The organism is Pseudomonas sp. LB3P14, assembly GCF_054898045.1.
Genome location: NZ_CM142714.1, coordinates 1,071,167 through 1,097,322, shown reverse-complemented (window position 1 = coordinate 1,097,322; position 26,156 = coordinate 1,071,167). Strand labels below are relative to the sequence as shown.

The window sequence follows — 26,156 nt, the reverse complement described above, 5'->3', positions numbered from 1 at the left end:
CGCTTCTCAAGGTAAGCCGGCTTATCTCTGTTGGGGGGTGCCAACATTGATACGGGCGAGGTTGGGCTTAAGGAGTGGACTGCCGTCGAGCGCAACGTCGTTGGATCTCACAACATCACCCGGACGAATTGATTGCAGACCCGTGACAATGATCCGCTCGTCATTGTTGAGCCCACTTTCCACGACCCGTTTGCCATCGAATACAGCGCCAAGTTTTACCTCGCGGTAATTGGCTTTGTTATCAGCGCCAACCACCAGCACAAAACGTTTGTTCTGATCGGTACCAATAGATTTGTCATCAACCAGAATCGCCTGATGCGCAGTGCCGCCAAAGCGGATGTTGGCGTAAAGCCCAGGGACTAAATCACCCTTACTGTTATCGAACACCGCACGCACGCGAATTGTGCCGGACGATGTATCCATCGCATTGTCGACAGAACTCAAGAGGCCTTCTCTCGGAAAGCCTGCTTCATTGGCAAGGCCCATGTGTACCGGCACCGGCTTCTTCGTTAATTGAGCCGGATTTACATGTTTGAGAAAACTCTGCTCATCGACATCGAATGATGCGTAAAGCTGATCAATGGAAACCAAGGTGGTCAGCGGCGTGGAATTCGGGCCAGAAGACACGACGTTGCCCACGGTAATCTCGGCGCGAGACATCCGTCCGGAAATGGGTGCTGTGACGCTGGAGTATTCCAGATCGAGCTTCGCAGTAGCCAGCTGAGCCTGGACCGACTGCACGGCAGCGGCCGCTTCGCGAGCAGCATTCTGTCTGTCGTCGTAAACACTTTTCGACACAGCATTGGAAGCAATGAGCCGCTCCGCCCTGCCCATCTCGATCGCGGTAAATCCGGCCCGGGCACGAGCAGATGCCAGCTGAGCTTCCGCCCGCTGAACTTCTGCCTGAAACGGACGAGGGTCGATGGTGAACAACACATCGCCCTTATTCACGAAACTGCCATCCTTGAAATTGACTTGTATCAACTTGCCCGAGACCTGCGGGCGGATATCAATGCGCTCAACGGCCTGCAAACGACCGGAGTAGACCTGCCAATCGACAATCTCCGTGCTATGCACGCGGGCAACATCGACTTCTGGCGCAAGCGTTGCGGTATCGGCTTGCGCCTCTGAAATCGGCACATGGTTGGTCAGAGCCATGTAACCACCACCAGAAAGGATTGCCAGGACGATCAGGCTCAAGACGAATTTCGTTCCATACTTTGAGTTTCCGGATGTGAATGCACTTTGTGGGGAGGCCTGGTATCCGTCGGCATTTCTACTGGACTGTGTTGCGGGTATAAACAGCGGCGAGAAACTACCCGGGGCTTTAATTGGCGTTTCTTTTTCATTGAAAATATTCATGAAGTTAATCCTCGAAAAAGTCCATCGGAACGAATTAACGAATAAGCGGCTCTGGCCAGACAAACTCAGTAAACTCAAGGCTGTCCGGCAAGTTCGATGTCTCCGCTCCGCCTGGTGGCGAGGAAAAGAAATCACTCTTTTCTGACGAATTTCGAAAGACTCCGGATCAATCCATATCCCTGATTTGAAAAATCTGGGCAAGCCGAAAGCGCTGCGCTAACTGCTCGCCCGATACCGTAATTAGTCGTTAATTAATAAGCGGACGCTCTTTTATGGCACCAACTTCATCTCACGAAGACGCAGAAGTTGTTGGCGGAAGCTGTCGTGGGTATCGATAACTTCGGTGAATCCAGCCTGGGTCAATTTGACGGTGCTGAGCACGATGTCTTCTTCCCAATTCAGGACTGCGTCGAGAAAACCCCAATTGGCAATCTGATCATAGGGCGTGTTGACCAAGCCATGTTTGGCGACCAGTTTGTCCCAGACCTGCTTCATGGATTCCATCTGCGTGGCGAGGTTCATCGGCTGTGGCTCACCGACTTCTATGCCATAGACTTCGGCCAATACCTTCCACATGTGGCGCCAGCGGAACGAATCACCGTTGGTGATGTTGAACACCTGATTGCGTGCGCCTTCGGCATCCAGTGTCCACAACGAGGCACGGCCGAACAACTGAGCGTCCATCGTCTGGTGCAGTGCCGACCATGTGCCCCAGCTGCCAGGGAAACGCAATGGCACACCCAATTCACGGTTGATGGCGGCGAAGGTCGCAAGGCCTGTCACCAGATTCATCGGCGAGGCGATGCTTGGGCCGAACACCATATGCGGACGCAGCACTGTCCATGTTGCACCATTGCGCTCCGCCCACTCGGCGAGCAAATCTTCTTGTTGGTGATAGAAGATTGGTGCCGCCAGACGAGGATCGCTTTCACGCGCCGGGGTTTTCATTGACCCAAGGTGGAAGCCATAGGATTTTGCGCCGCCCATCAGCACTACATTACCGACGGGTACATCGCGCGCCGAAAGCGCATCGAGCGTGTTTTGCAGAATGGCGATGTTGCTGTTGATTGACTTCTCCATACTGCCACCATCGACGTAGGCCGCGAATGCCAGATCGACCTTTCCGTCAATCTCGGCCAATGCTGCGCGGGTTGCATAGGCGTCGAGCAAATCAACAGAGAGACTGGTCGGAGCGTTACCACCGGGAAAGTGGTGGGACGGTGGAGCACGGCGGGCAGCGGTTATGACCCTGCGTCCCGAATCTGCCACTGCCGCGTCAGTGATGCCTGTACCGAGAACACCGTAAGCCCCGGTGATGAGCAGGTTGCGAGGTGTATCTTCTTTAGTGGTCATATCCCAATTCCTCGAAGGAGAAGTAAACGCCGTCTGTGCAGAAAGTGTTGCCAGCGTATGCCCAACGAGATGAACCGGTTACTAGATAGGTAGAAGAGAACTTATTCCTTAAAGTCTTAAATACGCAGTAAAAGATAGATTCGTGAATTCGTCATATGTCGGACTTAACAGCCTTGTTGAGCAGGAAGTCGATGAACAATCGTGTACGAGCGGGAAGCTGCCTACCGAAGGCATGCAACGCGTAGACAGGCAATTGAATCAACGGATGTTGCGGCAGGATTTGCACCAGAGTACCCGCCTCCAAATCCTCGGTGACGGTGACACGCAGCAGGTAGGCAATACCCGCTCCGGCCAGGGACGCTTTGCGAATTGAGCCGGCGTCGTCCGTATCGAAACGACTGTTGAGCAGCAGCGTCGTACCATTGGCAAACGCAACGGGCCAGGGTTTACCACTAACTGCATAGCGCAGGCCTTGGTGGGATGCCAGTTCGTCAATGTTTCGCGGCAAGCCGTGCTTGCGGATGTAGCTGGGTGATGCGACCAGCACCCAATTGAGATCGGTGATCTTGCGTCTGATCAGTTCACTGTCTGTAAGTGTGCCCATGCGGATAGCGACGTCGTATCCCTCTCGGATGATATCGACGAAGCGATCCGTTACGTTGAGTTCGATTTTCACGTCCGGATATTGCTCAAGAAACTCGGCCACCCAACCAGCAATCAGCATCCGGCCGAATTCCTGCGGCGCTGAAATACGCAGCAGCCCCTGTACGGTGGTCGCGCCAGCAGCAACATCATCGGCTTCGTCGATTGCCCGCAATAACGGTGCAACGCGGTCGTAATAGGCCTGGCCTTCAGCGGTCAGACTGAGGGTGCGCGTGGAGCGCTGGAACAAACGTATGCCGAGCCGACTTTCGAGCCGGGCCACGCTTTTGGACACCGCAGACTGACTCGACCCGATCACCCGGCTGGCGGCGCTGAACGAGCCTTCTTCGGCGGTTCGGATAAACGCTACCAAGCCAGTGGTCTTTTCGAGAATGGTGGTCAAACGAACTCCGATCAGCGTCAAATAACTTAGGGTTCCGGGCGGTAACGATAGATCGCGCGCTTAGCGTATTCGCCGACCAGAATCTGCTTCGGCTTTATTGAAAAGGATCAACTAGCCTTCGTGACAACGACCAGTAAGAAGTCGTTGTCGGCACCGTAGCGATCGTTTCCTAAATCCTCTTGCCTGTCACTGCGACTTTTCATGTGCAGCCATATTAACGAACTCCAGGCATAAGTGCTGTTCATCACACGGGATAACTGAAAAAGCGGCGTACCCCTACCATCCCGGTGGAAACGGCACGCAACGCTGCCGTCTGTACGCAATCGCGGAGCAGCACATGTCACATACCATCAAGATTGCTGTGGTTTACCACAGTGGATATGGCCATACCGCCAAAGTGGCGGAAGCGGTCGCTCAGGGCGCGGCCCAAGTCACAGGTATCGAGGTTCAACTGATCAAGGCAGAGGAGGCTCATTTGGATTGGGAACCCCTCGACAACGCCGACGCCATCATCATGGGGGCCCCCACCTACATGGGAAGTCTGTCCTCGCCTTTCAAGGCGTTCATGGATGCCACGTCCCATCTGCAATATGTCGAAAAACGCTGGACCAATAAAGTCGCGGCTGGCTTTACGACGGGGGCATCGCGTGGGGGTGATAAGCAGAACTCACTGGTTCAATTGATGACTTTTGCCGCTCAACATCAAATGCACTGGGTCAACCTGGGCTTGAATTACGGCAACAATCGCTCTTACACCAACGAGGATATCCTCAACCGGGACAGCTACACATTGGGCATGGCAGCTCAGGCAAACATGGACGAAGGCGGCGACGTGGCACCTCCCTCCTCTGACATTCGCACTGCGCAGTTTCTCGGAGCGCGCGTTGCCGAAGTGGCACAAGAGTTGGTCGCAGGCAGACTCGCTCTGGGCCGGATCAATATGCCGGGAATCAGCGGTGGAGCGGAGCAACAAGACTCACAGCGGCGCGGAGTGGATGCAGCAGCGGAGCCGCGAGTGCTGACGAGCCTCACAGTGGGTTGAACTCAACCCCATGCCAATATTGGCCGCATTGTCATGCGGCCTTTTAAAGTTGCCGAGTGAGCAAGACCTGCCCTTCAAATACGGTCTGATTGCTTTAGGCAGAATCGACGTTGAGTAGAATCAGCCATATTTTATGACCAGTTTTATTCTCAGGCGGAATGATGCGCTGGGTAAGTGGCCAAAGCGTCGGAAACCAACAGAAGCAGTCACTTGTCAAAATTCCAGCCCGGACATCCATAAGTCGATTCTGCTCGACGATCGATTCTCCGCTACGGCTACGCTAGCTACCTGCGCATAGAGATTGACTGCCAAGGCATTACATTTCAGGCTGGACAGGTGCTGCCTTGTCTATAGCTTCGTGATTTCCGTGGCAACCGTTTAGGTATTCGAATAACAATTTCATGTGGAGCAGCAACGTTTGGAATTAAGACAACTGCGCTATTTCGTAAAAATCATCGAGCATGGCAGTCTCGGGCGTGCAGCGCTTGAACTGGAAGTTGGTGTGTCAGCCCTAAGTCAGCAAATCTCCAAGCTGGAAAACGAGTTATGCACCCGCCTTCTGAATCGCACCACCACCGGCGTAACACCCACTAGCGCCGGATTTGCATTTTTACACCATGCCCAGCTAACACTACGCCAAGCGGAGAATGCCATCATGGCCGCCCATCGCGGGCGTATGAGTGGCTACGTCAGCGTCGGCTTACCACCTACCACCGCGACGGTTCTCGCTCTGCCGTTGATCAATGCAATGCGTGCCCGTTATCCGGATATACAACTCCATCTGGTAGAAATGCTTTCCGGGCACTTAGCGGCACAGCTCAACGCACGGCAGATTGATCTGGCCATTCTGTTCCAGCTCGAAGGTGGTAAACGTTGGAGTGTGACTCCCCTGCTGGATGAAAAGCTGTTTGTAATTGCCTCGCCCAACCTGCCTCAAGCGCCCTCTGGCGACAGCGTGCAGTTAGCAGACCTCGGTGGCTTGCCGCTGGTGATGCCCAGCTCGCAACACGGTTTGCGCTCGGCATTGATGAGCGCCTTTGAGCGGGTAGGATTGACACCCAATATCATCATGGAAGTGGACGGTCTCGCCGTTCTGATGAACGCCGTCCGTGCAGGTCATGCTGCGACGATACAACCGGGGGCCGCAGCCGCGTTAAAAGGCGAGTCTGGACTTTCACTGGTTAAAATTACCGATCCTCATGTGGGCCGGCGTAATCTTCTGGCGACGCTGGCTGACGACGAACTATCCCCTGCGGCATTGGCAACGCGTTTGGTCATTGTCGATGTGGCGCGACAATTGGTCGTCGACAAACAGTGGCCGGGAGCAACGTGGATTGAGGATGTAGACGCGTAATACCTGCTGCGATCCATCTCGATCACATAAGAGTCGCGTTAAGGCAAAGCCTTTAGAAAAACTAAACACCCCGCGTCAAAAGTCGCCTTTCGGCGCTTCGCCCAGTCCCCTACATTCCTCCCCACTCGCAAGGAGCACATCGTTCCTGCCTCCTTGCGAATCGAGGAGCGACAATGATCGATGTTTTAATCATAGGTGGTGGCAATGCAGCCTTGTGCGCAGCGTTGATGGCGCGAGAAGCCGGCGCCAGCGTAATGCTGCTGGAAGCCTCACCAAAAGCCTGGCGCGGCGGTAACTCGCAACACACCCGTAACCTGCGTTGCATGCATGACGAACCGCAGGACGTGCTGATCGATGCCTACCCGGAAGAAGAATACTGGCAAGACCTATTGAAGGTCACCGGTGGCATCACCGATGAAAAACTTGCCCGTATCGCCATCCGTGCATCGTCTTCTTGCCGCGACTGGATGCGTTCACACGGCGTGCATTTCCAACCTCCGCTGTCCGGTGCTCTGCATGTGGCGCGCACCAACGCTTTTTTCATGGGCGGCGGCAAAGCGCTGGTCAACGCCTATTTCCGCAGTGCTGAACGTTTGGGCGTGAAAGTCCGCTACAACACTCAAGTGACCGATATTGAGTTGGACGATGGCAAATTCATCGCAGCCCACATTGGCGAACGTGAAGTCGATGGACAACGCGTAGCTGCAGAACGTATTGAAGCCCGAGCCTGCGTTCTGGCGGCAGGTGGCTTCGAATCCAACCGTGAATGGCTGCGCGAAGCCTGGGGCCAGAACGAGCGCGGTGAATGGCCGTCCGACAATTTCCTTATCCGTGGTACACGCTTCAACACGGGCGTTTTGTTGCGGCGAATGCTCGATCTGGGCGCTGATGTGATCGGTGATCCGACACAAGCGCACATGGTGGCGATTGATGCGCGCGCACCTCTGTACGACGGCGGCATTTGCACCCGCATCGACTGCGTATCGCTGGGAGTGGTGGTCAATCGTGACGGCGAACGCTTCTACGACGAAGGCGAAGATTTCTGGCCAAAGCGTTATGCAATCTGGGGGCGTCTGGTAGCCGGACAACCAGGTCAGCAGGCGTATTCGATCATCGATCAACAAGCCATCGGCCGCTTCATGCCACCCGTTTTTCCTGGAACCACTGCTAATACCCTGCAAGACCTTGCCCGCCAGTTGAAGCTGCCTCAAGAACAATTCGTCAAAACCATTGAGAACTACAACAACGCCTGCCGGGTCGGCACTTTCGACCACACCGCGTTGGACGATTGCCATACCCAAGGGCTAACGCCCGCCAAAACCCATTGGGCGCGCCCACTGATTAAACCGCCGTTCTACGCCTACCCACTCAAACCGGGTGTGACGTTCACCTACCTCGGCCTCGCCACCGACGAAACCGCCGCTGTGCATTTCAGTGGCAAGGCGAGCCCCAACCTGTTCGTAGCTGGAGAAATGATGGCCGGCAATGTGCTGGGCAAGGGATACACCGCCGGTATCGGCATGGCCATCGGTACTGCGTTCGGCCGCATAGCAGGTGTACAGGCAGCCGCTTCGGTGGGCTTTGGCATTTCATCTGCGAACACGGAGTTTCGACATGCAACTGTTTGATCCCAAGGCGCCGAGCGAGTTAATCCCGGTCTTAAATCTTGACGAAAGCGAAGTACAGCGGCAGATGACTGTTTGCAATGCCTGCCGCTATTGCGAAGGCTTCTGCGCGGTATTTCCTGCAATGACACGGCGCCTGGAGTTCGCTCAGACAGATATCCATTACCTGGCGAACCTTTGCCATAACTGCGGCGCGTGCCTGCACGCCTGTCAGTACGCCGCTCCCCACGAATTCGAAATTAATGTGCCGAAGGCCATGGCCAAAGTCCGCCTCGATACCTACGCCGAATACGCATGGCCGCAGGTGATGGGCAAGTTATATCAGCGCAACGGACTGACCTTGGCGCTGGCTTCTGGTGCGGGACTGGCATTGTTCCTATGCCTCACGCTGATGGTCATGGGCAATCTGTTCACAATCATGCCGGGGGGTAACTTCTACAGGATCTTCCCTCACAACACTTTGGCGGTGATGTTCGGCGCGGTCTTCGGCTTCGCGATACTCGCGTTGACGATTGGCGTGCGACGCTTCTGGCGCAACGTCTCACCGGTTGCGGCACCCTTGCCGCTAAAAACATCCGCTGCATTGGAGGCTACGGCCAACGTCGCCCAACTCAAATACCTGGACGGCGGTCATGGCGAGGGCTGCAACAATGCCGATGATCAATTCACCTTATGGCGACGGCGCTTCCACCATCTCACCTTCTACGGTTTCATGCTGTGCTTCGCAGCCACGGGTATCGCCACGCTCTATCACTTTCTTCTGGACTGGTCGGCCCCCTACCCGATCTTCAGTTTGCCGGTAATGCTTGGCATCGCAGGTGGACTCGGCCTGCTGATCGGCCCTGCGGGCTTGTTGTGGCTAAACCTACGCCGCAATCCTGAGCACGGCGACGAGAATCAGAAACCTATGGATCGCGGTTTTATCGCCTTACTGTTTTTGGTTAGCGCGAGCGGCCTGGCACTACTGGCATTCCGTGAAACCACCGCGCTAGGCCTATTGCTGGCTATCCACCTGGGTCTGGTCATGGCGTTTTTCCTGACCATGCCTTACAGCAAGTTCGCCCACGGAATCTTCCGCAGCGCCGCGCTGCTCAAATATTCCATCGAAAAACGCCAACCCAACCCGATTAACGCCAGCAGCGACTGACCGCTAAACCACTCATTCCAAAAACAACAGTGAGCATTACGGTAGCCATGATGAAAACAACAACTGAAGCAACTCGCTCCACGGGGCCTAAATTAGGCGCCATCTTGCGGGTCACCAGCGGTAACTTTCTCGAACAGTTCGACTTCTTTCTGTTCGGGTTCTACGCGACCTACATCTCCCAGACGTTCTTTCCTGCCACCAGCGAGTTTGCCTCGCTGATGATGACCTTCGCCGTATTCGGCTCGGGATTCCTGATGCGTCCGTTGGGCGCTATTTTGCTGGGGGCTTATATCGACAAGGTAGGACGTCGTAAGGGATTGATCGTGACGCTGTCGATCATGGCCGCAGGGACGGTATTGATCGCATTAGTGCCGGGCTACGCCAGCATTGGTGTGGCAGCACCGATATTGGTGTTACTGGGGCGGCTTTTACAGGGTTTCTCCGCAGGCGCGGAATTGGGCGGCGTTTCGGTGTATCTGGCTGAAATAGCCACACCAGGCCGTACCGGTTTCTACACCAGTTGGCAGTCGGCCAGCCAACAGGTTGCGATCATTCTTGCGGCAGCGTTGGGCTACACGATTAACGCCTCTATGGAGGCCGCTGAAATCGCCGCGTGGGGCTGGCGTATTCCATTCTTTATCGGCTGCGTGATCATCCCGTTCCTTTTCATTATTCGCCGTTCGCTACAGGAAACAGAGGCGTTCAAAGCGCGCAGTCAACACCCAAGCGCAAGTGAAGTTTTTCGCTCAATGCGGGATAACTGGCGCACGGTACTGGCGGGAGGTCTGTTGGCGTCAATGACCACTACCACGTTCTACCTGATTACCGTCTACACCCCCACTTTCGGCAGGTCTGTACTAAACCTGAGCACCACTGACAGTCTGGTGGTCACGCTCTTCGTCGGTCTGAGCAACTTCATTTGGCTGCCCATCGGCGGCGCAATCTCCGACCGCGTTGGTCGTCGGCCGCTGTTGCTGGCGATTTCCTTGCTGTGCATCTTCACCGCCTATCCCGCCATGCACTGGTTGGCCGAAGCGGCAAGTTTCGAACGATTACTTGCAGTTTTGCTGTACTTCTCGTTCTTCTTTGGGATCTACAACGGCGCAATGGTCGCGGCATTGACCGAAGTGATGCCGCAAAACGTGAGAGTAGTAGGATTTTCCCTGGCCTTCAGTTTAGCGACGGCTGTGTTTGGTGGTTTTACACCCGCAGTGTCGACAATCCTGGTACAGGCAACAGGAGACAAGGCATCCCCCGCCTATTGGTTGATGTTTGCTGCCATGTGCGGGTTCACGGCGACGACGATTCTATATCGTCGGCAAAAAGCTATAGCAGTCAACGCGTGAAGATATAGGAGAAGAGTAGGAAGTCAGCTTTTTTCGGGGTGATGTTGGTGAGATAGTTCAGGGTCTGCCAGTCGGAAACGCCCCCCACGGAAGCGATTATCGACCCTGGCTGTGTGAAAACGTTTGAGAGCAAGTTTGACAGTCAGGATCGGAACGGATGTCGCGTTCCTACGCAAATTTCAGGTCTGCTGACCAATCAAACGCCGGCAGATTTTACGTAGCAACGCTGACTTAAAAACGGTGCATGCATTTCCACACAGCCAGGACCCATAGCTACCATTCCATCGATAGAATTTGCGAGGGCCTTGAAAGTAGTTGAGCGGGTGAAGGGAGTAGAAGTATTCATAAAGAATACGGGTTACAAGGCTGTTTATAGTTGTGGTGTACAGGTTGGCGTACAAAAAATTGTTCCAATGATAACTATTCTGCTCTGCATGTCAGGGTAGGTGAGTGCTGTGTGGAGCAGCTCACTGTGCGTGACATTAAAGGACTCACAACGAGGATTAGTCACCATAATCACGAGAAAATACCAATATCGTATTGGCCGGAATGGTAATAATTGCTGAGCAGGACATGTCGTTCATCGGTTCTTCTATTGCCGAAACCTTTCCTCCATTGCCCGCAATGGCAGGGTTAATCCAGGTCTCGTATGCATCGCTATTGAAGATTTCCAGCCAGTGACCTGCGCCAGGCATAGGCACGCGAAATTCGCTCATCGTCTCCTCATTCAGACTAACGACTACTACGATGTCTCTGCCAACTCGTTCTATCCACCGATGAAACACCAAGACGCGTTGGAAATTGTCCATCATCAGGACTTTAAGCTGCTCGCCGCGAAGAGCAGGCTGCCTTCGCCTCAACCATATGAGTTCCTTGGTAAATCGATGGAAATCGCTCATGGTTCGGTCTGAATCCAAGCCACCCCAGAATATAAGGGTGTCCGGATGATTGACGGGGTCATCAGCCCATTTTTTGTCCTCATAGAACTCCTGGCCCATGAAGATCATCGGGATACCCGGCATAGTCAGAAGTAATCCGGTCGCGACGCGGGAACGGCTCGTGGCGTACCAAGTACGCGTATCCCCACCGCCAGCAGCGAGCAATGGGATTCGCTCGGATCTGTCACGATAGACCTCATCGTGACTTTCCACGCACTGTACCGCTCGCCACGCGTCGCGAAAGCCAGGCGCACGAAACTGATCGACTACGCCCTGCCAATCCAGCGGAGCGTCCCTTCCAGCCGCTGCTTGTTTGATCAGGGCACGAATCGCAAGTCGCAAGCCGTTATGCCAGCTTGCGTCGAAGTCAGCACCGGCGTGCTCTATAGGCCGTACGACCGCGGGCTCCGGCCCCCAATACTCTGCGATGTTGATTACCGCGGGATCGCGGCTGCGGATTGTCTGGTTGAGATGCTGGCAAAACAACCATCCGCTGCCGATATTCTCTTGGTCGATCACCGTCACCTGATCGTAGCGAAATCCGTCGACATGGTATTCATCGGCAAAGAACGCAGCGTTATCGATGAGGAACTGTCTGACATCACTGTTCCACATCGCAAATACAGGCCCTGTGTGTTCGCGGTCAGAGAAGTAAAGGCTGTCGTTCGGGTTCATGCCGGCAGCGCGATCAAAGAAGTAGATGGACTCAGCCTGGTCCTTGCTGCGGATATCGCCGGATGCATGGTTGAATACCATGTCAAAAATCACAGCGATGTTGTAGTGATGGCAAATATCGATCAGGACTTTTAGCTGGTTGATGCCGATCTCAAGTACCTCTCGCGTCAGCGCAGATTTCCCCTTCTGAGCAAGCAGGCGATTTGCAAGCGTCAGGTACGGGTCCAGTTGTGCTGCGCTTACAAAGTAGTCCATTTCCGGCGAGAACAGATCCGATCCGTTATAGCCCATGCTGCGCGGCGTGCTGTACTCACCGATCGGTAGCGGTTCGATAGCGTTGATGCCTAACTCAGCCAGGTATTCGATTCGGGCAAGTACGTCGAGGAAAGTTGCGACGCGGTTTGGCAGCCCAGGGCCGTACCAAGTACCTACATGCAACTGATAGATGATGAGATCGCTGAACTCCGGCTTTTGCCAGTTCCAGTCCTGCCAAAGGAAGCTGACCGCAGACCGGATTATGCAGGAAGGATTCGGCCACTCCCGTGTCAGCTCGCGAGCGTAGGGATCGCGCTTGAAGCCCTCCGATCCGTCACCCACGATATAGAACTTATACTTATTCCCGTCAGTCGCGCCGGTGACAAAGCCCGTCCAACGCCCATCAGGCTGGCGCGTCAATTGCGTGGAGTCGTTCCTGACCCAACCGTTGAAGTCGCCACATACATGGACTTCCTGAGCGCGCGGAGCCCACACACGAAATGTCGCACCTCCCGCAGTCAGGTTCGCACCCATCGGGGTAGTCGGGGTTATTTGATTCTGCGGAAGTGCCATGTTTTACACCCCTCCAAAACTCCGTCGTAGACCCTGCCCTTTCAAATGGTGGAATCGGCTAGTCGTAACCGCCAATCGTGCACAGCGTGATGGTCGTGTCCCCATCGTTCACCAGTGAGTGCAATTGCCCCCCTCTTATCAGAGCGATGTCGAGGTGGAACATCGTGCGGATTTCGAATGCGCGCTCACGCTCGCCTCGCTTGCACCAATCGCCAGTGATCATATAGGCGTGTTCACCCTCGTTGCTGGCAATCAGCTGGAAGGCTTCCAGATTATCGCGGTGCCGATGAAGACCGATGGCACTGTTCGGCCTTAGGTCGTGCACATCCCAGTAATTGACTGGCATGAACAATTCGCGGCTTTCCGGGGGCGGCTTGCGACCATAGGCGTCGCTGTTCCATTCGTAAAGATCGCGGCCGAGCTCGCTCATCCAGCCGTCACCGAGTTCCTGACGGCGCCGCTCTTCGTAACCAGAGTAGTTTGAGAAAAGGTTGCGATACTCAAGTGAGCCGAGCCCCCCGTGCGGGTGCTCGCTTTCCCCAATCTCGATATAGTTGCGCCTACCGCGCAATGTCATCGCAAACTCGTAGCGATAGTTTTCGCCGCCTTGTGAATCCCAGCGATCCCCCACCTTGTTGCCCCAGGCCAGCTCGATTCTGAGCGTCCTGATGGGATGCATGCTGTGCTCGACTTTGTATTCGAACATTTCCAGGCCGCGCCCCTCGGCCTTGAGCTTGTCACGCAGGGCGTCAAAGGTGGTGCCCTCAAAGTCTTCATAGTTGCCTTTGACGAGGTCCGGACGAGCAATGAGTTCACCCCGATCCATCGCCGCCCGCCCCTTCTTGTCCAGTAAGGTGCGCAAATCCGCCTTATCGTAAGCCCAAAGCTCCACCTCATAGCGGTGAGTCACGCTGTTGTAGGGCACGGAAATTGGCGCAGTTCCCGTGTTGGCATCACCGACCTTCAAGTACAAAGTGACTGAGTCCTCCAGGTAGGGACCGCCGTCGAGCGCCAGGACCGAGGTCTTAGCCGGTACGTAGGAAATATGCAGGAAGGGTCCTGTCCAGTCTCCGGCACTGGCATACCCTCTCACCAGTTGCGTTTCAGTGAGATCGAAACCGGCAACATTCTGTTTCTGGAAGTCGGTCTTGTTGTCCTGGAGTCGCGGATCGCCAACCTGCCAATCTTCACCTGAAGGTCCATAGAGCGACAGATCCCGAAATGGAAAAAGATAGTTGCGACTGCCGACGAGATAGTGCTGCAGGCCAGCGGAGGTTTCGGAACCTTCCAAGGCTGACAACAGCTTGGTAAGCGGATTTTTTTGGTTGTAGTTTGGCGACTTGCCCGGTTCGATTGGCACTACAAGATGGACATGATCGATGTGCAGCATTGCAACCTCCGAGTCGCGGGTTCAGGCGCTGTGGTAAAGGAAGGCGACGAATTTCAGCGGTGTGTCACCCGCGTTCTCAATGCCATGAATGCCGCCACTCTTCGTGAAGATCACGCTACCGGGACCGACCTCTACCTTCCGGCAATTCTTCGGGCCGATGCCATAGATATCGCGCTGTACGACCGGCGCATTGGCTAACTGTGGATCGTCGTCCTCACCGAGGTATGCGAAGCCCTTTCCTTCCACGACGTAGTAAAGCTCTTCGCTACCGATGTGCTGATGGGTGCCCTCCACCACGTTAGGCGGGACGGTGACTTCGTGAAAAAACACTACCGACCCACCGAATTCCTGCTGCAAAATCCAGCGCATTTCTACAATATTGTCATTGCCCTCATAGGGATTTCCCTTGTTCATCATCGCGTTTCGATAACGTACGGGTTCTACATTACTGACATTTTCGAAGAACCAGCCGCGTTGGAAATTCACGCCGTAGCTACGTTCCTCCTTGTTATTTTCGAAGTTGCTGGGGTCCGTTGTTTTCGGGACTTGGACATTGCGCTTGAAAAAGTCGTCCACCACTAGCTTGTCTTTCGGTAGGGTGCGTCCGTTCGGCTTTTCCACCGGGTTCTCACTGAAGAAAAGATTGATCCGCTGGAGATCGCCGATCTTGGCTAGGACCTCTTCGAATTGCGGCACCACCGTGATTGCTCCCTTATGACCCATCATGCTGAGTACTTGGTAATCGTGCCGCTTGCCCGGGGGAGGCTCCAGGGTCTCCCAAAGTTCGACCTGATAGGCATCGATCCAGGGACAGAAGTCCAAGTTGACCTGCGCATGGGCCTGGTTGTCTCGTTCAGGTTCTACCGTCACGTCCATCACTACGGAGCTACTTAAGAAGCGAGTCTTCTCGCGCATCACCTCTACCAATCTGGCTGCGCGATATTCGAACCTGAGAAAATTGCAAAGCTTTTCTCCGTCGAAATAAACCTCGCCCTTCAAGACATTAATGTCGGCCTTCCCTCGTACTTCCTGGACGTTGTACCTGTAGCGAGAACTTCGCGTCGCATTAAGGTACTGCGCGTGGTAGATACGATCCGGAAAAAAAACCACTTGGAAGACTTGAGCCCAAGGGTCTGTAGCCAGCGCATCGAACCGGCTGTCCATTCGATATCTCTCCTGCTAGTAGGTCTTGAGAAAGTCAGCAACGCGAAAGGCGTTCGCCTGGATCGTAAGCGTGGGATTGGCCCCACCCGAAGTCGGCATGAAGGAACCGTCGGTGACGAAGAGGTTATCTAGCCCCCAAACCCTGCAGTTCTGGTCAAGTACGGAATCTTGCTCATCAAGACCAAAACGCATGCCGCCCATGATGTGGTTGGCAATGCGCACCGCATTTCCATAGACAGAGCCTTCGCCAATATCTTCCCGGCTCGATCCAGGTACGCCTTCCAACAAGATGTCTTCGCATACACGCGCGTAGGTGGACATCACCGCGCCGTCGTGAGGGTGCCAGTCCTTGATGATGTGCGCCGATTTACGCCCCCATTTATCCAGCGTTGGGTGCAGGGTGATGCGATTCTCTAAACGCGGAATCTGGTTCGCCATGAAGCTAACCGAGAGACGGGTGCCGTAATCCGCTTTCAGCCATTCGGTTATGGCATCGCCACGCTTTTCGACAGCGCCCTCGAAACCTCGCCAGAAAGTATCGAGATCGGTACTGCCGTCCGTCCGCGCGAGCGTCACCGGAAGCGCCTGATCCGAAGTATTGTTGTAGATAGCACCGCCGGCCCAAAGCCCGTTACGTCTTATGAAGTCTTCACTGGCGCAGGCGTCAGTCGCAAAGTCGCTATCCAGGGAGATTGATTTGTCGAAACGATGGCCCTTGATAGCGACTTCTGCACCGCCAAAAGCATGGGTCAAGAAGAAGCGACCCAACAGGCTGTTGCTGTGCTCGAAGCGAACGGCATTGCCAAAACCGCCTCGGTCATGCTCCGCTGAAAGCAGCATGAGCCGTACGGACTCCACCGCCGAACAGGCGATCACGACCACCTTGCCCCGAACCGAACATTCCCGCCCACTAGGGTCGCGGTACACCACTTTGCTAATCTTGCGCCCTTCACTTTCAAGGTGTGTCACCACGCAATTGGCACGAATCTCGAGATCCTTACCAGCGCGAATGGTCGGACGCAGCAGCGATACCCAAGTGTTCGATTTATAGCCCATCGGGTCGCCGTATCGGTTGATATAGCCGACCTTTGGCTGCCCGGCTGTTCGACCGCTTGGCAGATGATTTTCGGTGATGACCGCGAGTGGTGTTCGATAACTCTCAAAACCCAGCTTGCGCATTCCGTCCAGGGCAAAAATACTGATCGGGTTAGGTTCAAGGGGCTGTTGGTAGTTATTACCTGAAGTGAACGGCTTGGCTTGACCGGTAGTGGTGCCGTTGATGCCAATGAGCGACTCTGCTTTGGCGTAATAGGGCTCCAGATGTTCATAGGTAAATGGCCAGTCGCGAACATGGCGCAGCGCATCCCCGTTGACATCATCCTTCAGGGTTCCCGTGCGCTCTTTGTTGAAACTTTGGAGCTTAAAGTCCAGAGGCGTGAAACGAAGAGAAACTGCACCATAGAGCTGTGTCCCACCGCCCACCGCTTGCGCGGTATAACCCTCAATTGTAACTTTGGTGGACGGACTTGAAAGATCGGAGAAGATGTGCGGTTCATCGTTCAGGTCGGGCTCGATGTGACTGGTGAAGAAAGATTCACCGGAGTTGAGCATGCCGGGAATAGTGATAATCCGCTCATGCCCCGCATCGAACATCTCGTCGCGTTTGAAATCGCTCAGGTTACCGCCATCGAGTTCGTCCTGTGTCCGAAAAAGGGGTCCCTTCTCCAGCACCAAAACAGATTTACCCTCGCGCGCAAGTTCATAGGCAATCGGGGCGCCGCCAGCGCCGCTGCCAACCACAACAACGTCGTAGATATCTCTCATAACAAAAGCCCTCGGATTCTCATCCTCGATATTCTTTGCTCTCACCGAGCGACGGCTCCAAGGCTTGGTCCCAGGCAAACGCGGGACCACCATTGTCCGTTTCGAAATGGAGGGCCAGGTAATCCCAGGCCATGCCATTGGGATTACCCCCGTATTTCGGGTGCGCGAAAGCGCCCGTCATCGAGTGGCGCCGAAGCAGTTGCAAAAAGTGCCTGGGATTTTCGTAGCGAGTTTGATCCCAGCCGTCCTCGAAGAGCTCAAGCGCTCCATCTGCAAGTTGGTCATAGATACGGGTATAGTGGTGTTCTTCTATATTTTCCGGCTCAAGTCCAGGATTACGTTTCCGAAGAATGGTATTGATCATTTCCAGGCATGTTTTATATGCGTAGAGCCTGTGACGCTCCTCTCGCGCAACTACCTTATCAATAAAGTTGGCGACACCTGCGGACACATCGAGACGGTCCAGATGTGCGACCAGGGCATCCTTACCTTCCCGCAATTGATAGTTTTGCGCCTCCAGCGTATTAAACGGCAATATATGCCGAGCCAGTCGATCCAGTATTGTGAGTTCCCAGCGCTCAAAGCTTATTGGCTGATTGTAGCCCCAGGTAAAAAAACTGGACCAACTTTCACCATTCAACAGGGTTTCTATCTGTGGGTTGATGGGGTCTAATACCAAGACGCCGTCGACTCTAAAAAGATAGCGATACCGTTGTGCCTTTCGAACTTTCAAGGTGCAGGCCATGTAGATGGAGTCCCCAACACGTGCGAGAGGAATTGTCTCGAATAACACGTGACAGGTGGTGATCAAATCCACTTGAGTTGGTACGGCTGTATCGCCGCTTGCTACCCAGACGAACGTAACGTCATTCCAATCATGGTCATTGGATTCTTTGCTGTCATGATTATCAATGACCGGGAAACGCCACGCATCGGCGAGATGCGCACGTTCTTGCCCGTTATAGATGCCATACACGTTGTGACGCTCATCAGTGTTATCACGAGCCAAGTATTTGGTGCAGTGGTTTAGAACGTATTGTTCATCTTTTATTACACATGGCCACGCCATAAGATACCCTCGCATAGATTATGACCTTTGGATGAAAGTCACATTGCAAAAGTTCTGTGTGCGGAATCTAGGTTAAAAGTACTGCACCGCGTGCTCTGCATGCCCTGATAACTCCAGGCTGCGCTCTGACGCTAGATCCGACTTTCCGATTCGTCAAGCCGAAAAAGACGGGAATTTCAGTGATGGAATAAGTGTTGTGATAACTGCTTGATAAAGCTTGAATTAGGAAAAAGGACCAAGCTTGTTTTTTCCAATGCGAGCCACGAGCCGGCGCTCTGAGTGCACGGCGTCTAGGATTCCAGATGGTCAAACACCAAACTCCACACCACTCCAACCCAGACTCGAAGTAATCGCTCGACTCACGCCCAAAGATGAAATCACCGCGGTGAACCAACTCGCCCTTCAAAGCCCTGGGGAAATTCAGCACGACGATGAACTGCAAGTGTAATGTTTCGGTCAATGCCCATATAGTCTAGGGCGCTTGCAATATTTCAGCTAGTTGGTGTTCTTCTACATTTAATAGGTCGATAACGTGATCTGTTCCTGCAGTTTTAATATCATTCAAGCGATCCCGATATAAGCTTAACAATCCCTTAACCACTCGATTCCCTCCGAACGGCGTGCTGTCCAAAGTCGCGTCCAGTGTGTATACACCGGTGAGAGGGCCTAGAACGCAGGTCGGAATGCGATGAAGACGCATTGCGACCAGTTACTTTTAGGGACGTGCGAACTTCCGAAGCTCAGTTAGGGCCACGCTGCATCACGAGCGCTGGGAAAGTGTCTTGCGCGCCTCTTTCAGGCGCTAACCAAACCGGTCCATGTGGAATACTTCGATCGCAGTGTCTAATAACCATCCGCTAAAGACCGGACCAACGATGTATTCGTTGCATGCCTAACGAGCTCTAGTAAACGTGCACGATACTATGACGCTCTCGCCCCCGGATTCTGCCAGAACGAGGGATCGGCACTCTTGAGCCGCTCAACAGCGTTATTGATGTGGTTGAGCGCCGCATGGCGCGCGCCTTCAGGGTCACGTGCGGCGATGGCCGCGTACACAGCAAAGTGCTCGACCCGCACCGTCTTGGCCAGATCCCGGCGGCGTTCCTCGTTGGAGCGCGTGATGCGGATCGCCTCTTTGATGAATTGAGCGATAAATTCATGCAGTGACGGGTACAGCGGATTGCCCGTAGCTTTGGAAATGGAGTGATGGAACGCCAGGTCTTCCTCGACGCCATCGCGACCCGCCTGCTCGGCTGCATCGATGGCCTTCAGCGCCTGGTGGATGGCATCCAGCTGCGCAAGCGAATGCCGCTGCGCTGCCAGTGCAGCCGCTTCCCCTTCGATACCACGGCGTAACTCGGTGACCCGTAATACCGCCTCGATCGACCCGCAGACATCCAGATCGATAGTGAACGCCTTGATGTGCGCGCCTTCGCTGACGACGGTACCGCTGCCTTGGCGGACCTCGACCAGACCGGCTGACTTCAGGCGCGAGATCGCCTCGCGGATGACCGTCCTGCTGACCCCGAAACGCTCCGCAAGCACAGGCTCCGTGGGCAGGCGAGCTCCCGGCAGCGCTTCGCCATTGGCGATATAGGCCTTGAGGGCCGCAGTGACCTGATCGGACAGCGTGCCCTTGGCGGAATCCTTCAGAACAGCCAGCGCATCGGCGGAACAGGAAGATTTATCAGGAGTGGACATAGGCATCTCTGGTCTCAAATCGGTGAACGGTACTGCATTTTAGGCCCGTCGTCCTCCTTGACTTCCGACCCTTGAATTCGTATGACGTATTATGATAAAAAACGGCACTTCATGTTAATCCGATAAAAACAAAGTAACCCACTACAAAAATAAGGATGGGGGAAACACATGACTGAATCAGTGATTCAAACCGGTGCCATCGTGCCCGCTGATCGCTTCGAGGACTTGGCGTATCGCAAAGTCGCGTGGCGTATCCTGCCGCTGTTGTTGCTGTGCTACCTCGTCGCATACCTGGATCGGGTGAACGTTGGTTTCGCCAAATTGCAGATGTCCGATGATCTGCAATTTTCCGAAGCCATCTATGGTCTTGGCGCAGGGATTTTCTTCATTGCATACTTCCTGGTGGAAATTCCCAGCAACCTGATCCTGCATCGTGTCGGAGCGCGGTTGTGGATCGCGCGCATCATGATCAGTTGGGGAATCATCTCCTCCGCCATGGCACTGGTTAGTACGCCAATGTCCTTCTACATCATGCGCTTCCTACTGGGGCTCGCCGAGGCCGGGTTCTACCCGGGTGTCATCCTCTATCTGTCTTACTGGTTCCCGACCCATCGCCGCGGCAAGATGTATGCCCTGTTCGCCACGGCGGTGCCGCTGTCCGGACTGATTGGCGCGCCCTTATCCGGCTGGATCATGAGCGCCTTTAACGGTGACCATGGGTTTGCCGGCTGGCAATGGCTGTTTTTTCTCGAAGGGCTGCCCTCGATCGCCGTCGGAATTCTGGTGATTTTCTGCCTCAGCGACCGGATCTCCAAGGCCGGCTGGCTCACCAACGAAGAGAAAACCCTGCTGCAGACCCGCATCGACGCCGAAACCGCTGGCCATCAAAAGCACAGCCTGAAAGAGGTGTTCCTTCAGCCGCGCATCTGGCTGCTGACGGCCATCTATTTCTGCATGATCGCCGGTTTCTACACCGTGGGTTTCTGGTTGCCTACGCTTATCCGCCAGGCCGGAGTCAGCGATGTATTGCAGGTCGGAATGCTCACCGCCATCCCTTATGCCGCAGCGGCACTGACCATGATCCTGGTTTCGCGCAGCGCGGATCGGCTGCGCGAGCGTCGTTGGCACCTGGCGCTGACCGCAGTGCTCGGCGGTATCGGCCTGTTCATCTCCGCCACCTGGAGCGACAACTTCACTGTTTCCATGATCGGCCTGACCCTTGGCTCCATGGGGGCTATGAGCACCCTGCCACTGTTCTGGAGCCTGCCGACCGCCTTCCTCGGAGGCACGGCAGCGGCAGCCGGCATTGCCCTGATCAACTCCTGGGGCAACCTGGCGGGCTTCGTCTCTCCGTACTTGATGGGTTTCCTTAAAGACGCGACCCACAGCACCACGATCGGCATGTATGTGATGGCAAGCGCGCTGTTCCTGGGCGCCCTGCTGGTCTTCAGAATTCCCGGAAAACTCGTCAACCACTGACGTTTGGAGTAACTCATGAAAATTCTCGTGACCGGCGCAGCCGGCTTCCTCGGCCGGCGCCTGATCGAAGCCCTGCTGCTGCGTGGCTCGCTCACCGACCGCGTCGGCCAGTCCCAACCCATCAGGCAAATCGTCGCCTTCGACAGGGTCGCGCTCGAGGGGATCGATGATCCTCGGGTAAAGGTGGTGTGTGGCGATATCGCTGACCCTGAAGTGCTGGACAGCCTGATCGATGCAACCACTGACAGTATCTTCCATTTGGCTGCGGTGGTTTCCAGCCAGGCGGAAGGCGACTTCGAACTGGGCATGCGCATCAACTTCACTGCGACCCAGAATCTGCTCGAACGAATTCGCCTGCTCGGCACTTGCCCGAAATGGGTGATGACCAGCTCCGTCGCGGTATTCGGCGGGCAATTGCCGGAACGCGTCCGGGATGATCACGTCTGGGCGCCGCAGAGTTCCTATGGCACGCAAAAAGCCATGAACGACCTGCTGCTCGCCGACTACAGCCGGCGCGCATTCGTCGACGGCCGCAGCCTGCGCATGCCGACCATTGTGGTGCGCCCGGGTAAACCAAACCTGGCCGCTTCCAGTTTTGCCAGCGGCATCATCCGCGAACCGCTCAACGGCCAGCACAGCGTGTGTCCGGTGCCCCTCGATACCCGGCTCTGGCTGATGTCGCCAGCGCTCGCGATTCGAAACCTGATCCATGGTCATGAGCTATCAAGCGAGCAATTGAACCAAGGTCGTGTGATCAACATGCCGGGCCTGTCCATTACCGTCGAACGGATGATCGATGCACTGCGTCAGACTGCGGGCGCAGAAGTTGCCGGACGGATTCGAATGGAGTGCAATCCCGCGATCGAGCGCATCGTCGGTTCGTGGCCAGGAGCCTTTTGCGCCACCTACTCCCGGGATCTGGGGTTCACAGCGGATGAGGATTTCACCGATGTGATCAAGCAGTTCATGAATGAGTATCTGCCGGGATAAACCAGATTGAGGAACTCAACATGTTGAATGCCCCTGCCCGCCCTCTGCTGGGCTGCATCGCTGACGATTTCACCGGTGCCACTGACCTTGCCAACATGCTGGTGCGCGGCGGCATGCGCACCGTGCAAAGCATCGGCATACCCGGTTCAGATGTCGCCGATCAACTCGACGCCGACGCTATCGTCATCGCCCTGAAGTCTCGGACCGTGCCGGCCGCCGTTGCCGTGAAGGAGGCGCTCGAAGCGTTGCGCTGGCTGCGTGAGCGTGGCTGCGAACAGATTTTCTTCAAATACTGCTCGACTTTCGACTCTACCGCTGCCGGCAATATCGGCCAGGTAAGCGAAGCGTTGCTTGGCGCACTGGACAGTGATTTCACCCTCGCGTGTCCAGCCTTCCCGGAAAACGGTCGCACGGTCTTTCGCGGGCATTTGTTCGTACAGGACCAATTACTCAGCGAGTCGGGCATGCAGCATCACCCGCTGACACCGATGACTGATGCGAATCTGGTTCGCGTACTGCAATCGCAGACCCAGGGCAAAGTCGGCCTGCTGCGCTATGACACCGTATCCAAGGGAGTCGAGAGCATTCGAACCCGCATAGCGCAGCTTCGCGCCGACGGTATACGCATGGCGGTCGCCGATGCCTTGTCCGATGCGGATCTCTACGTGTTGGGCGAAGCCTGCGCCGATCTTGCGCTGCTGACGGGTGGTTCGGGGCTGGCGCTGGGCTTGCCGGATAACTTTCGTCGTGCCGGTAAATTGCGCGACTTGGACGCCGCTCAAGTGCCAGCGGTCGAAGGCGGCGAAGTGGTTCTCGCGGGCAGCGCTTCGCAAGCAACCAATGGGCAAGTTGCGACCTGGCTGCAGGCAGGTCGTCCGGCCTTTCGTGTCGACCCGCTGGCATTGGCTGCGGGAGAACCGGTCATCGAGGAGGCATTGGCCTTCGCCGGTGACAGTGCAGAAACGGTACTGATCTACTCCACCAGCACCCCGGATGAGGTCAAGGCCGTACAACGTGAGTTAGGTACCGAGCGCACGGGGAATATGGTTGAGCAGGCCATGGGCAGGATAGCCAGCGGGCTGCACAAGACCGGTGTTCGTCGCTTTGTGGTCGCCGGAGGGGAAACCTCGGGGGCCGTGGTTCAGGCTTTGAATATCCAGCTATTGCAGATCGGTGCGCAAATTGACCCTGGTGTGCCCGCATGCGTCAGTACGCCTGGGGAACCGCTGGCCCTGGCGCTCAAGTCCGGCAACTTCGGTGGCCCTGATTTCTTCACCAAGGCTCTTAAGCAACTGGCGGGAGTTCAAGCATGAGCAACGAAAACGCCCTGCGCGAAGAGATCTGTGTCGTCGGCGGACTGTTGTATAGCCGTGGCTACACGGTGGGTAGTGCCGGCAACATCAGCGCCCGGCTGGATGACGGTTGGCTGATCACTCCCACGGACGCTTGCCTGGGCCGTCTGGACCCGGCCTCGATTTCCAAGGTTAACCTGGCAGGGGAATGGGTCAGCGGAGACAAACCATCAAAAACCCTGGCCTTGCACCGTCAGGTCTATGATCGCAATCCAGGAGTCGGAGGCGTGGTACACACACACTCGACTCATCTGGTGGCGCTGACGTTGGCCGGGGTCTGGCACAGGGATGACATCCTGCCGCCACTGACCCCCTATCAAGTGATGAAGGTCGGGCACATCCCGTTAATCCCCTATGAACGTCCCGGCTCACCGAAGGTGGCCGAACGTGTTGCGCAACTGGCCAACAGCGTGCGCGGAGTAATGCTGGAGCGGCTGGGTCCGGTGGTGTGGGAAAGCTCGGTATCCAGGGCGAGCTATGCCCTGGAAGAGCTTGAAGAAACGGCTCGCCTTTGGCTGATGAGTAATCCCAAACCTACCCCGCTCCACCGAGCGGCACTGGATGAGTTGCACGAGGCTTTTGGTGTTGAGTGGTAACCCCCCGGCCGTACGATTGTTTTTTTGATTTCAGGAGTCGCCATACCTCGTTTCGCTGCCAACCTCAGCATGCTCTACCCGGAACACAATTTTCTTGACCGTTTCGCCGCGGCCGCCGCCGATGGTTTTCAGGCGGTGGAATACCTGTTCCCCTATGACTACAGCGCGCAACAATTGAAACAGCAGCTCGACGACAATGGCCTGATCCAGGCCCTGTTCAACGCTCCGCCCGGCAATATGGCGGCAGGCGAAAAAGGCACTGTGTCCTTACCTGGCCGTGAATCAGAGTTTCGCGCCGGTGACAAGCACGGCTCTAGAAACTGCTGATGTCCGCTTTGGGAAGCGGCCCTTGCTAACAAGCAGCTATCGACCTGGACGCAACCCTTTATGGTCACCTCTGGAGCCCCAGTAAAAGCGCGGCACCGCGTCCTTTCTTTCAGCAAACCGACTGCTTGGGGTCGAAAGTGGCCATTTACAGATGTCAGAAATCGATCAAAAAACTGCTATCGATTTAAAGGCACACCCCCAGATAGCGGCTTTTTTATGTGGTTCAGTGCCCCGCAACTGCAGGCCTGCCAGCCGCACGCGGGCCCGATTTGAAGCCGTGAACCCGAGCCCTCCAGACAATTGCAAACCCTACACCCACCAACACCACCATTGCCCATGCAAAAGAGGCGACGCCCCACCTATCCAGTAACACCCCACCCACCACCCCACTCCCCGCAATCGCGCTATTCCAGGCCACCACATTCAACGACAACGCCACATCCGCCCCATCCCCGGCCGCATCCGCCAGCGCCGTTTGCAGCAACGTCGCCGCCCCGCCGAAGCTCAACCCCCAAACCGCCATGCCGATGTAGATCACCTCAGGCACGCTACCCAAAAAACCAAACACCACGCAAACCGCCGCAAACGCTGCCAAGCTCACCAACACAGTCTTGCGCAACAACGGCTCAACCAATTTGGCAGTCACCCAAATCCCCACCAACGCCGCAATACCAAACACCAACAACACCAAATCCACTTGATCCTCCAACCCCGCCGGCGCCACGAACGGTGCGATGTAGGTGTAGAGAATGTTGTGTGCCAGCATCCAGCTGATCACCACCGCCAGCACGGGTCGCACGCCCGGCGTGGTCAGCACGGTGCGCAGCGACAAGCGCTGGTGCGCGGCTTGGGGTGGGTAGTCAGGGACTTTTACCAGTACCCAGGCGATCAACACCAGCGTCAGGGCTGACATGATTCCGAAAGTGGTGCGCCAACCCACGAGGCCGCCCAGCCAGGTGCCGAGGGGCACGCCCAGGGACAGGGCAATCGGTGTGCCGACCATGGCTAGCGCCAGCGCCTTGCCCTGTTGATGGGGCGCGACCATGCGCCGGGCATAGCCGGCCAGCAGGCTCCAGGCCAGCCCCGCCGCTACGCCGGCGAAGAAGCGCGCCACCAGGGTCACGCCGTAATGGGATGACAGCGCGGTGATGGAGTTGAACAGCAAAAAACCGACGATGGTCAGCAGCAGCACGTTACGGCGGCGCCAGCCGCGGGTGGCGATGGTCATGGGGATGACCGCCAGCACCGAGCCCAGGGCGTAGGCGGTGACCATCTGCCCGGCCATGGAGGGAGAAATCGCCAGGCCTTCGCTGATCAGCGGCAACAGGCCGGCGGGCAGGGTTTCGGTGACGATGCAGATGAAGCCGGTCATGGCCAGAGCGAGCAAGGCGCCGATGGGTAGGCGGTCGGGCGCTGCCGATAAGGTAATTGAGGGTGTCACGGGAGATTCCTTGAGTGAGGACTTCAGACTTAAATACTGATCGATATAAATGTTGAGGGCTGCCAGCGCTGGTTGTCAACGACTTATGTATCGACTAGTATTTATATC

General features: G+C 55.7%; 19 protein-coding genes and 1 pseudogene. 10 read left to right on the top strand and 10 right to left on the bottom strand.

Translation table 11 applies throughout. The features are described from left to right. Positions 1-21: 21 nt before the first annotated feature. The 3 genes from ACYZT5_RS05145 to ACYZT5_RS05135 form a co-directional block, all read right to left on the bottom strand. Positions 22-1,362 (bottom strand): efflux RND transporter periplasmic adaptor subunit, encoded by a 1,341-nt coding sequence (locus tag ACYZT5_RS05145; RefSeq protein ID WP_462050098.1) that lies wholly within the window; start codon positions 1,360-1,362, stop codon positions 22-24. A gap of 270 nt (positions 1,363-1,632) precedes the next feature. Further along, entirely contained in the window at positions 1,633-2,715 is a 1,083-nt protein-coding gene (locus tag ACYZT5_RS05140) for an SDR family oxidoreductase (RefSeq protein ID WP_462050097.1), read from the bottom strand. A gap of 151 nt (positions 2,716-2,866) precedes the next feature. Beyond that, the gene (locus tag ACYZT5_RS05135; RefSeq protein ID WP_462050096.1) at positions 2,867-3,760 is read right to left on the bottom strand and encodes a LysR family transcriptional regulator; all 894 of its coding nucleotides are present in this window, start codon (positions 3,758-3,760) and stop codon (positions 2,867-2,869) included. 337 nt (positions 3,761-4,097) lie between these two features. Here ACYZT5_RS05135 and ACYZT5_RS05130 point away from each other — a divergent pair, with 337 nt between their 5' ends. From ACYZT5_RS05130 to tcuC, 5 genes are all read left to right on the top strand, one after another. Next, the gene (locus ACYZT5_RS05130; protein WP_462050095.1) at positions 4,098-4,802 is read left to right on the top strand and encodes a flavodoxin family protein; all 705 of its coding nucleotides are present in this window, start codon (positions 4,098-4,100) and stop codon (positions 4,800-4,802) included. 418 nt (positions 4,803-5,220) lie between these two features. After that, the gene (locus ACYZT5_RS05125; RefSeq protein ID WP_462050094.1) at positions 5,221-6,156 is read left to right on the top strand and encodes a LysR family transcriptional regulator; all 936 of its coding nucleotides are present in this window, start codon (positions 5,221-5,223) and stop codon (positions 6,154-6,156) included. Between the two features lie 173 nt (positions 6,157-6,329). Further along, entirely contained in the window at positions 6,330-7,784 is a 1,455-nt protein-coding gene (gene tcuA / locus ACYZT5_RS05120) for an FAD-dependent tricarballylate dehydrogenase TcuA (RefSeq protein ID WP_462050093.1), read from the top strand. Then, the gene (gene tcuB, locus ACYZT5_RS05115; protein WP_462050092.1) at positions 7,771-8,928 is read left to right on the top strand and encodes a tricarballylate utilization 4Fe-4S protein TcuB; all 1,158 of its coding nucleotides are present in this window, start codon (positions 7,771-7,773) and stop codon (positions 8,926-8,928) included. Before tcuA ends, tcuB begins: the two co-directional genes overlap by 14 nt. Positions 8,929-8,975: 47 nt before the next feature. Next, positions 8,976-10,274 carry a tricarballylate/proton symporter TcuC gene (tcuC, locus tag ACYZT5_RS05110; protein ID WP_462050091.1) on the top strand — a complete coding sequence of 433 codons (1,299 nt, stop codon included), beginning with the start codon at positions 8,976-8,978 and terminating at the stop codon, positions 10,272-10,274. A 503-nt stretch (positions 10,275-10,777) separates the two neighbouring features. On the opposite strand, the gene ACYZT5_RS05105 is transcribed toward tcuC, so the two are convergent. From ACYZT5_RS05105 to ACYZT5_RS05080, 6 genes are all read right to left on the bottom strand, one after another. Next, positions 10,778-12,715, bottom strand: coding sequence for an alpha-amylase family glycosyl hydrolase (locus ACYZT5_RS05105; RefSeq protein WP_462050090.1), 1,938 nt, complete (start codon positions 12,713-12,715; stop codon positions 10,778-10,780). Between the two features lie 58 nt (positions 12,716-12,773). Continuing rightward, a complete protein-coding gene (locus ACYZT5_RS05100) occupies positions 12,774-14,105 on the bottom strand; it encodes a hypothetical protein (protein ID WP_462050089.1) in 1,332 nt (443 codons plus the stop codon). 21 nt (positions 14,106-14,126) lie between these two features. Beyond that, complete coding sequence (locus ACYZT5_RS05095) at positions 14,127-15,269, bottom strand: cupin domain-containing protein (RefSeq protein ID WP_462050088.1); 1,143 nt, start codon at positions 15,267-15,269, stop codon at positions 14,127-14,129. A 15-nt stretch (positions 15,270-15,284) separates the two neighbouring features. Then, positions 15,285-17,093 carry a GMC oxidoreductase gene (locus ACYZT5_RS05090; RefSeq protein ID WP_462050087.1) on the bottom strand — a complete coding sequence of 603 codons (1,809 nt, stop codon included), beginning with the start codon at positions 17,091-17,093 and terminating at the stop codon, positions 15,285-15,287. Between the two features lie 19 nt (positions 17,094-17,112). After that, positions 17,113-18,069 (bottom strand): gluconate 2-dehydrogenase subunit 3 family protein, encoded by a 957-nt coding sequence (locus ACYZT5_RS05085; RefSeq protein ID WP_462050086.1) that lies wholly within the window; start codon positions 18,067-18,069, stop codon positions 17,113-17,115. A 1,014-nt stretch (positions 18,070-19,083) separates the two neighbouring features. Then, positions 19,084-19,869: a FadR/GntR family transcriptional regulator gene (locus tag ACYZT5_RS05080; protein WP_462050085.1), complete on the bottom strand. Its 786-nt coding sequence runs from the start codon at positions 19,867-19,869 to the stop codon at positions 19,084-19,086. Positions 19,870-20,031: 162 nt separating this feature from the next. On the opposite strand from ACYZT5_RS05080, the gene ACYZT5_RS05075 reads away from it, so the two are divergent. The 5 genes and pseudogenes from ACYZT5_RS05075 to ACYZT5_RS05055 all read left to right on the top strand — a co-directional run. Then, on the top strand, positions 20,032-21,342 hold the full coding sequence (locus ACYZT5_RS05075) for an MFS transporter (RefSeq protein ID WP_462050084.1): 1,311 nt from the start codon (positions 20,032-20,034) through the stop codon (positions 21,340-21,342). Between the two features lie 15 nt (positions 21,343-21,357). Next, positions 21,358-22,332: a D-erythronate dehydrogenase gene (denD, locus tag ACYZT5_RS05070; protein WP_462050083.1), complete on the top strand. Its 975-nt coding sequence runs from the start codon at positions 21,358-21,360 to the stop codon at positions 22,330-22,332. 20 nt (positions 22,333-22,352) lie between these two features. After that, positions 22,353-23,645 carry a 3-oxo-tetronate kinase gene (otnK, locus tag ACYZT5_RS05065; protein WP_462050082.1) on the top strand — a complete coding sequence of 431 codons (1,293 nt, stop codon included), beginning with the start codon at positions 22,353-22,355 and terminating at the stop codon, positions 23,643-23,645. Then, the gene (gene otnC / locus ACYZT5_RS05060) at positions 23,642-24,280 is read left to right on the top strand and encodes a 3-oxo-tetronate 4-phosphate decarboxylase (protein WP_462050081.1); all 639 of its coding nucleotides are present in this window, start codon (positions 23,642-23,644) and stop codon (positions 24,278-24,280) included. Before otnK ends, otnC begins: the two co-directional genes overlap by 4 nt. 42 nt (positions 24,281-24,322) lie before the next feature. Continuing rightward, positions 24,323-24,580: pseudogene (locus ACYZT5_RS05055) on the top strand (hydroxypyruvate isomerase); the annotation flags it as partial. A 250-nt stretch (positions 24,581-24,830) separates the two neighbouring features. On the opposite strand, the gene ACYZT5_RS05050 reads toward ACYZT5_RS05055, so the two are convergent. Continuing rightward, positions 24,831-26,048: an MFS transporter gene (locus ACYZT5_RS05050; protein ID WP_462050080.1), complete on the bottom strand. Its 1,218-nt coding sequence runs from the start codon at positions 26,046-26,048 to the stop codon at positions 24,831-24,833. Between the last annotated feature and the right edge of the window lie 108 nt (positions 26,049-26,156).

Excerpts from the sequence above, each read along its gene's own strand:
- ACYZT5_RS05145 (WP_462050098.1), bottom strand. The coding sequence starts at position 1,362 with ATGAATATTTTCAATGAAAAAGAAACGCCAATTAAAGCCCCGGGTAGT.
- ACYZT5_RS05140 (WP_462050097.1), bottom strand. The coding sequence starts at position 2,715 with ATGACCACTAAAGAAGATACACCTCGCAACCTGCTCATCACCGGGGCT.
- ACYZT5_RS05130 (WP_462050095.1), top strand. The coding sequence starts at position 4,098 with ATGTCACATACCATCAAGATTGCTGTGGTTTACCACAGTGGATATGGC.
- tcuA (WP_462050093.1), top strand. The coding sequence starts at position 6,330 with ATGATCGATGTTTTAATCATAGGTGGTGGCAATGCAGCCTTGTGCGCA.
- tcuB (WP_462050092.1), top strand. The coding sequence starts at position 7,771 with ATGCAACTGTTTGATCCCAAGGCGCCGAGCGAGTTAATCCCGGTCTTA.
- tcuC (WP_462050091.1), top strand. The coding sequence starts at position 8,976 with ATGATGAAAACAACAACTGAAGCAACTCGCTCCACGGGGCCTAAATTA.
- ACYZT5_RS05105 (WP_462050090.1), bottom strand. The coding sequence starts at position 12,715 with ATGGCACTTCCGCAGAATCAAATAACCCCGACTACCCCGATGGGTGCG.
- ACYZT5_RS05100 (WP_462050089.1), bottom strand. The coding sequence starts at position 14,105 with ATGCTGCACATCGATCATGTCCATCTTGTAGTGCCAATCGAACCGGGC.
- ACYZT5_RS05095 (WP_462050088.1), bottom strand. The coding sequence starts at position 15,269 with ATGGACAGCCGGTTCGATGCGCTGGCTACAGACCCTTGGGCTCAAGTC.
- ACYZT5_RS05090 (WP_462050087.1), bottom strand. The coding sequence starts at position 17,093 with ATGAGAGATATCTACGACGTTGTTGTGGTTGGCAGCGGCGCTGGCGGC.
- ACYZT5_RS05080 (WP_462050085.1), bottom strand. The coding sequence starts at position 19,869 with ATGCCTATGTCCACTCCTGATAAATCTTCCTGTTCCGCCGATGCGCTG.
- ACYZT5_RS05075 (WP_462050084.1), top strand. The coding sequence starts at position 20,032 with ATGACTGAATCAGTGATTCAAACCGGTGCCATCGTGCCCGCTGATCGC.
- denD (WP_462050083.1), top strand. The coding sequence starts at position 21,358 with ATGAAAATTCTCGTGACCGGCGCAGCCGGCTTCCTCGGCCGGCGCCTG.
- otnK (WP_462050082.1), top strand. The coding sequence starts at position 22,353 with ATGTTGAATGCCCCTGCCCGCCCTCTGCTGGGCTGCATCGCTGACGAT.
- otnC (WP_462050081.1), top strand. The coding sequence starts at position 23,642 with ATGAGCAACGAAAACGCCCTGCGCGAAGAGATCTGTGTCGTCGGCGGA.